Below are 7,503 nucleotides of genomic sequence, written 5' to 3'. Positions count from 1 at the left end.
CGCACTGGTAGGCAAGCCCAACCAGGTCAACAGGTCGGCCGCCACTTGGTCGGTCGACCATTGGGGCACAAAGTAACCGCGTTTGCCGTCGTGGGCGTCATCAGCACCCCCCAGCACGGGGCTGGGGAAAGTTTTGCCATACAACTTGCCACCGCTCACGCCTTGGCCCATGACCATCCAATGGCCGCCCCAGGCATGGTCGGAGCCATTGCCTGAAGCTGGGTCCACGGTGCGGTTGAATTCACTCATGACCAGCACCGCCACCTCGTTGGCCATGCCGGCCGCGTTCATGGCTTGGTCAAACGCCACCATGGCGTTGGCCAACTGGACCAACTGGGAGTCCAGGTCCATGTTGCCGCCGTCGTTGGTGGTGTTGCGCTGGTTGGCATGGGTGTCAAACTGGCCCCACTGCGTGTGGTAAATCTGCCGGGATGACCCCGCCGACTTGTAGTAAGGCAAGATTTTGGCAATGAACTTCAAACGTTGATCGATTTCGGTGGTGCCAAAGTTGCCCTTGGGCTCTGCAGCCACGCCTTCGGCAATGGCAATTTCTTGTGCATCAGAAAACGCGCCCTTGAAAGTGCGGGCATATTCCGCTTCGACATGGTTGGTCGATTGCAAGCGCCCCAAAGAGGCCAAGGTCTGCGTCCAATGGTTGCCAGGGTTGGTCAGATCGGCAGAGCCCATCCACTTGGAGCCGCCCGAGTTGGCCAAAATCACGCGGCTGCGTTGGCCCAGCACCAAGGTTTTGTCGTTGGAGTTGACCGCAATCAAGGGGGCTTTCAGGGTGCGGTCGGGGTTCAGGGCCTCAATGGCCCGACCCCCCCAACCGCTGGGGTCTTCGTCGCCGGTCCAGCCTTGTACAAACTGCGTTTGCTCAGGGTGCGAGTACAAAAACGGGGGCAAGGTGGCGCGGCCGTTCAGCACATCGCTTGTGGTGGTGGGCTTGACGAGTGCGCCCGCATTGACCACAAAGGCCAACCGTTTGCTGTTGAACAAGGGGGTCAAATTGGCCATGGCGTTGTTCAGGCCCATGTTGTGGCCCAGGTGGGTGCCCAAGCTCGTGATCTGGCTTTTGGCCAGGCCGATGCCGGGGCGCGCTTTGGTGTAATCCGAAAAACCCCCGTCCAGCGGCACCAAGATGTCGTTGCTGTCGCAACCCCCGTTCAAGTGCACCACCACCAGCGCTTTGTAACCCGGGGGGGCAGCCGAATGGCCGTTGACCGAATACAAGCCCATGGACGCGCCCAAAGCGCCCAAGCCCCAACGCGAGGCTTGCTGCAAAAAGTGTCTGCGGTGGGTCATTTCACCACTCCAAAAGTCGGTGTACTGATGAGGATTTGCAGCAACTCGGTGAACTTGCGCTGCGGCGTTTGGTTGACCAAGTCTTGGGTCAAGAGGTTTTTGGCGCCCAGGCGCAAAGGGGCCGGCATGGCACCTTTGAAAAACCGCTCATTGATGAGCGCCACCAAGGCCTCATCCGAAGTGGCTGCGGCATTGACGAACAAGTCCACCTCGCAGCCGGCTTGGGTGAAGTCGGCTTTTTTCTCGACGCGGTAGGTCAAGTCGCTGGCCCGTCGGCGCACTTCGTCGCTGGTGATGAGCTTTTGCTCGGGCGCGGGCACCAGCGATTCGGGTGCCGTGTGGTCGGGCGAGTAATACCCAAACACGCTGGGCGCAAAGTAAGCCTGCTGGGTCCAGGCTTCATAGACCCTGTCGGGTTTGGAGTTTCTGCTGTCGGCCACTGCCTGCGTGCAGCCCATGGCACGCAGAACTTGGGTGTGTGCCAAAACGGGTTCTTTCATCTTGCCGACACGGGCAATTTGTTGGGCAGGGTCATCGCCCGCACGGGCTTCCGGGTCCAGCAAGACGGCTTTGACCACCTGGGCCAAGTCGCCACGGGAACTGACAAACACCGCCGAGACTCGGCTCAAGTAGGCGGGTGAAGGGCTGCTGCTGACCAGGCTTTGAATCAAGCGGCGTGAGACAAAAGGCGCTGTGTTGGGGTGGTTCACCAAGATGCCAATCAGTGAATCCAGGTCTTGCGAGGCCGATTGCCCACCCGCAATCGGGCTGCCCAACACGGTTTTGCTGGTCTTGTCATGCGCACCGTCCCAGGTTTGCGCAATCATGGGTTTGCCGTAGTTGGCCCCATTGGTTCTGGGCAAGAAGGGGCTGTAGTCGCTGCCCCAACCCGATAAGGCTTTGGTGGCTTGGGTCACGTCTTGCTGGGTGTAGGTCTCGATGGTTTTGCCCGAGGTGTCGCGTTGCACCGAACCATCGGGGTTGAGCTTGACCAAACCCACGGTGAACAACTGCATCAATTCGCGGGCATAGTTTTCATTGGGGCGATCGGCACGGTTTTGGTCGTTGTTCAGAAAAAACCCCATCAAGGGGTTGAGGGTGACGTTGCGGATCAGGTCCGAGAAGTTGCCCAAGGCACCGCGCTGCAAAGTGTTGTAGTACTCGACCTTGCCGTAAGCGAAGCCGGTGTTACCAATCGGGATGAAGTTGTACAAGGCCCAAGCCGATCTTTGCCGCAATTGGTCTGCCCCACCCAAAGTGTGGTCATAAAAGGTTTTAGGGAAAAACGTCCAAGCCTTGTCTCTTGCAGAAAGGTTGTCATCGTCGTAATCAATGACATAGCTTGGGGCCACGGCGATGGACGCCGGGGTTTTGAACTGCTGGTCTATCCAAGCGGACAGGCCCAAGCGCTGCACTTCTTTCACGCTTGGGGGGGTGGGCCCCCAAGAGGCTTGCTCTAAAAACCGTGCAGCGGCGTAAGCCGACACATTGCCGGGCGCCGGCGTGGCCACAGCCACCTGCCCGGTGGAATTGAGAAATCCACCGCCACCGGGGTCACCGCTGCAGGCCACCAACAGGGCCGCGCAGCCCACCATCCCAAGCGATTTCAAAAAGTTCACTTGCCACTCCAATTTGCAAGTTTTAAACATTTTGATTTTAATGATAATAATTACAAACAACATAATGGGCAGTCGAAATCATCTGCAGGTCCTGTGTGTATTCGAGAACTGCTTGGGTAAACTAACATCGATCACATGACCGCCATTTATTACCACCCCGAGGCCTACACCACCAGCGGCCCCAAACTCATGGGCCGCAACGCGGCCGGTGAGTCTTTTTTGCGTGGTTTCTTTTTGCACAGCACCGCCACAGCGCTCTGGGCGCAGGTGCAACGTCCTGAGCACGCGCAGCACTTTGCCCATGCGGCGCAGTCTGCGGGGCGCAAGGAGCCGGTCAAGGCGGTGGACAAAACCAGTTTGGGTGCATTGGCCCAATCGGGCATGGTCTATTTCCCCGGCCCGGGCATTGGACAGCACGCCTTTCACCGCGCCGCCTTCGGGCACACCGCTTGGAGTCTTTGCGGCATTACCCACACCACCTCCTCCGCAGGGGCCATGGACGCCTTGGCCGATCTGGTCACGGCACCTGTTCAGCCCTGGGATGCGGTCATCTGCACCTCCACGGCGGTCAAAGACAATGTTTCTCGACTTCTTCAAGCGCAAGTGGACTATCTTCAGTCCCGCCTAGGCATCTCTCGGGTGGTGCTGCCGCAGTTGCCGGTGATCCCCTTGGGCATCCACACGGCTGACTTCGCCTACACCCCAGACCAAAAGACCGCTGCCCGCGCTGCCTTAGGTGTGTCAGCCGATACTTTGGTGGTGCTGTTCATGGGCCGCCTGTCGTTCCATGCCAAAGCCCACCCCTTGGCCATGTACCAAGCGCTGGAAGCAGCGGCCCAGTCAACGGGCAAGCAGGTGGTGCTGGTCGAGTGCGGCTGGCATGCCAACGACTTCATCGCCAAATCCTACGCCGACGCAGCCCAACTGGCTTGCCCCAGTGTGCGGGTGGTCACGCTCGATGGCCGCCAAGCCGAAGACCGGCTCACCGCCTGGGCTGGTGCCGACGTGTTTTGCTCTTTGTCGGACAACATCCAGGAAACCTTTGGCATCGTGCCCATCGAGGCCATGGCCGCTGGTTTGCCCGTGGTGGTGTCGGACTGGGATGGTTACAAAGACACGGTGCGCGACGGGGTGGACGGGTTCCGCATCCCCACTTGGATGCCCCCAGCGGGCTTGGGCGGTGACTTGGCTTTGCGCCATGCGCTGGAGATCGACACCTACGACATGTACTGCGGCCACACCTGTACCCTGGTGGCAGTGGATGTGCAGGCCACAGCAGCGGCTTTTGCAAAGCTGTTCAGCAGTGCGGCGCTGCGGCGCCAGATGGGCGAGGCTGGACGTCAGCGGGCTGTGGCGGTTTATGACTGGAAGCACATCATTGCCCAGTACGAAGCCTTGTGGGCGCAGCAGAAAGAACTGCGCTTGACTGCCAAGAACAATGACACCCCCACCCTGGCCCACCCCTGGCCTGCGCGCATGGACCCGTTCCACGCCTTTGCCAGCTACCCCACACAAGTGCTGACGCCCCAGACTCTGTTGGCTTTGGTGGATGCCGATGCAAACACCGCCATCACCCGGGCACTGGCCTACCGCCAGCTGACCATGGTGGACTATGCCAAGGTCATCCTGCCCAGCGAAGCCGAGATCCGTTCGGTCCTTCAACGGGCACAGTCGCCCAGCACCGCGTCTGCTTTGATCGAAGGCACCGCACAAGAGCGCAGGGCCTTGGTTTATCGCGCTTTGGTTTGGCTGGTCAAGCTGGGCGTGCTGAAGGTGGTCGCGGCCCAGGGCATCACGAAATCAAGTTGATGAAAATCCTGTTCATCCACCAAAACTTCCCCGGCCAATTCAAATTTCTGGCCCCCGCGCTGGTGAGCCAAGGGCATACCGTGGTGGCCATGACCATGCAAAAAACCCAGGCCCAGGAATGGCAGGGCGTCAGGTTGGTGCATTACACCGCCACCCGGGGCACCACCCCCAACGTGCACCCGTGGGTGTCAGATTTTGAGACCAAGACCATCCGGGGCGAAGCGTGTTTCAGGGCAGCATTGAAGATGAAGGCCGAGGGCTTTGAACCCGATGTGGTCATCGCCCACCACGGCTGGGGCGAGAGCTTGTTTTTGAAAGAAGTCTGGCCCCAGGCCAAACTGGGCATTTACTGCGAATTTTTCTACCACCCGCATGGCGCTGATGTGGGGTTTGACCCCGAGTTTCCCGTGAAGGATGCCGGAGACGCATGCCGTCTGCGCCTGAAAAACCTGAACAACTTGCTGCACTTTGAGGTGGCAGACGCGGGGATGTCGCCCACCCACTGGCAAGCCAGCACCTTCCCCGAGCCGTTCAGAGCCAAGATCTCCGTGGTGCACGACGGCATCGACACCCAGGCCGTCGCCCCCAACCCCCATGTCAAGCTTACATTGAACAACCACTTGAGCTTGACCCGCGAGGACGAGGTCATCACCTTCGTCAACCGCAACCTGGAGCCTTACCGGGGTTACCACGTGTTCATGCGGGCGTTGCCACACATACTGAAGCAAAGACCTCAGGCGCGTGTGCTGATTGTGGGCGCTGACGATGTGAGCTATGGGGCCAGGCCCACGCCACAAGAGCACGGCGGTACCAAGTGGAAAGACATTTTTGCGGCTGAGGTGCGGCCTCAAATCTCAGACGCAGACTGGGGCCGAGTGCACTTTCTGGGCAATGTGCCCTACCAGCACTTCATCCCGCTCTTGCAACTGAGCACGGTGCATGTGTACCTGACCTACCCCTTTGTGCTGAGCTGGAGCTTGCTCGAAGCCATGAGCGCAGGCTGCGCCATTGTGGCCAGCGACACGCAACCGCTGCACGAGGCCATTCGGCCCAACGAGACGGGCAAGCTGGTGAACTTCTTTGACCACGCAACACTGGCCAAAGAGGTGTGCCACTTGTTGGACGACCCCGCCACGCGTCAGCAACTGGGGGCCAATGCCAGGCTTTTTGCGCAAGCCCACTACGACCTCCAGACCGTTTGCCTGCCAAAGCAACTGGCATGGGTGACTGGTTTGGTGACATAAGCCCTGCACTCACTGCAGCAGTTAAAAGCGCCGGTCAAAGGCCATCGTTCAAAGATTAGGCACCGCCTCCACCGCCTCTAACAAACGATCTCGGCTGAGGTGGGCATAGCGGCTGGTGGTGCGGATGTCGGCATGCCCCAGCAACTCCTGCACTTCGTAAAGGCTGCGCCCGGCGTTCACCAAGAAACTGGCAAAACTGTGCCGCAAGTCGTGCACCCTCAGGTCTGGCAAGCCCGCCCTTTTGCGGGCCGAGTCCCAGCTGTAATAAAACGACCTGAAGGGCACCCCGGTTTGTGGATTGGCAAAGATGTGCCGGGTGGCCAACTGGCCTTTGACCACGCTGTTCATGCCACCCAGTTGTTGCGTCATGTCCTGCAAGGTGCCGAGCAACTGCAAGGCCCCGGCTGACAGCGGAATGTGCCGGATCTTGCCCGACTTGGTTTTGGGAATGCGCCAGGACTTGCGCTCCCAGTCCACATCGGCCCAGGTCGCATCCAGCACCTCGCGTTTTCGGGCGCCTGTGTAGAGCAAGAACAACACGATGTGCTGGAGCATGCCGCTGTCACTCTCTCGCACAGCGGCCATCAGGCTGGCCATCTGCTCGTTGGTCAAGAAGCGCTCGAGCTTGTTGTCATCGCGCAAGTTCTTGACCTCTTTGACCGGGTTGGATTCGATGCCTGCCACTTTCCAGCGCAGTGCCAAGGCAAAGCCATAGCGCAGCAAGACCAAAGCCCGGTTGCAGGTGCCAGGGGCGAAGCCCTGAGTGCGCATCTGGTTCACAAACACCGCCACATCGGGGGCTGAGATGGCACCCATGTGTTTGTGGCCCAGCGCAGGCAAGAGGTGGTTGCGCATCATCGAGTCATCGGTCACCCAGCTGCGCTTGTAGGTTTTGATGTAAGGCAAATACTGGTCTGAGAAAAATGAAGCCACCGTGGGGCCCAGCACGTCGGAGGGCAAGGCCAGCGGGTCCTCGCCCAATTTGGCCTTGAGCAGCCATGCTCGGGCGGCTTGGCGGGCGTCGTCCAGTGACATCACACTGGCATTGCCCAGGGTCACGATGCGCAATTTTTTGTTGAAGCTGTAGCGCAGCCGAAAGCTTTTGCGACCACTGGCCAGCACGTCGACATAAAAACCACGCAGGTCAGGATCGAACACCTCGATGTGGGCGCGATCAGGCGGGCACACGATGCTCAGATAAAAATTAATACTATAAGAATTACTATTTATTAGTATTTATTAAATCATATTATTAAATTTATTAATTTTATCAATTTATTTTTGAATTCGTATAACGAGATTATTCGTCGTTATTTCGTCGTTAAAAGTAGATGTGGTTGATTTTCCTAATAAAAACAATCACTTAAATTTATTAGATTTTCATGCTCACTGCAAGTATGGGAAACCATAATTTGCTGACAAAAAAAGCCTGCATTCGGCAAAACGCATTGATCCCAGTGCGCTTTGCCGAGTGCGGGCTTTTTGCTTGATCGCTCGCTCTCGGTTTCTTTGCAAAGAAATCAGTT

General features: G+C 58.3%; 5 protein-coding genes. 2 read left to right on the top strand and 3 right to left on the bottom strand.

Features of this window, described 5'->3' with window-relative positions; all coding sequences use genetic code 11:
- The coding region (locus Q0O19_RS13275) for a DUF1501 domain-containing protein (protein WP_295523730.1) at positions 1-1,305 on the bottom strand (1,305 nt) is incomplete at its 3' end.
- Positions 1,302-2,924: a DUF1800 family protein gene (locus Q0O19_RS13270; RefSeq protein ID WP_295523728.1), complete on the bottom strand. Its 1,623-nt coding sequence runs from the start codon at positions 2,922-2,924 to the stop codon at positions 1,302-1,304. The genes Q0O19_RS13270 and Q0O19_RS13275, both read right to left, overlap by 4 nt.
- 135 nt (positions 2,925-3,059) lie before the next feature.
- On the opposite strand from Q0O19_RS13270, the gene Q0O19_RS13265 reads away from it, so the two are divergent.
- Both Q0O19_RS13265 and Q0O19_RS13260 read left to right on the top strand, forming a co-directional pair.
- On the top strand, positions 3,060-4,733 hold the full coding sequence (locus Q0O19_RS13265) for a glycosyltransferase family 4 protein (protein ID WP_295523726.1): 1,674 nt from the start codon (positions 3,060-3,062) through the stop codon (positions 4,731-4,733).
- Positions 4,733-5,977: a glycosyltransferase gene (locus Q0O19_RS13260; RefSeq protein ID WP_295523724.1), complete on the top strand. Its 1,245-nt coding sequence runs from the start codon at positions 4,733-4,735 to the stop codon at positions 5,975-5,977. The genes Q0O19_RS13265 and Q0O19_RS13260 overlap by 1 nt, the downstream gene beginning before the upstream one ends.
- A gap of 48 nt (positions 5,978-6,025) precedes the next feature.
- Here the strand turns inward: Q0O19_RS13260 and Q0O19_RS13255 are convergent, their stop codons facing one another.
- Positions 6,026-7,165, bottom strand: a complete 1,140-nt coding sequence (locus Q0O19_RS13255; RefSeq protein WP_295523722.1) for a site-specific integrase — start codon at positions 7,163-7,165, stop codon at positions 6,026-6,028.
- Positions 7,166-7,503: the final 338 nt, after the last annotated feature.

Source organism: Limnohabitans sp. Rim8, from assembly GCF_945869175.1.
Lineage (GTDB): Bacteria > Pseudomonadota > Gammaproteobacteria > Burkholderiales > Burkholderiaceae_C > Limnohabitans_A.
This window is presented reverse-complemented; position numbering and strand designations above follow the sequence as displayed.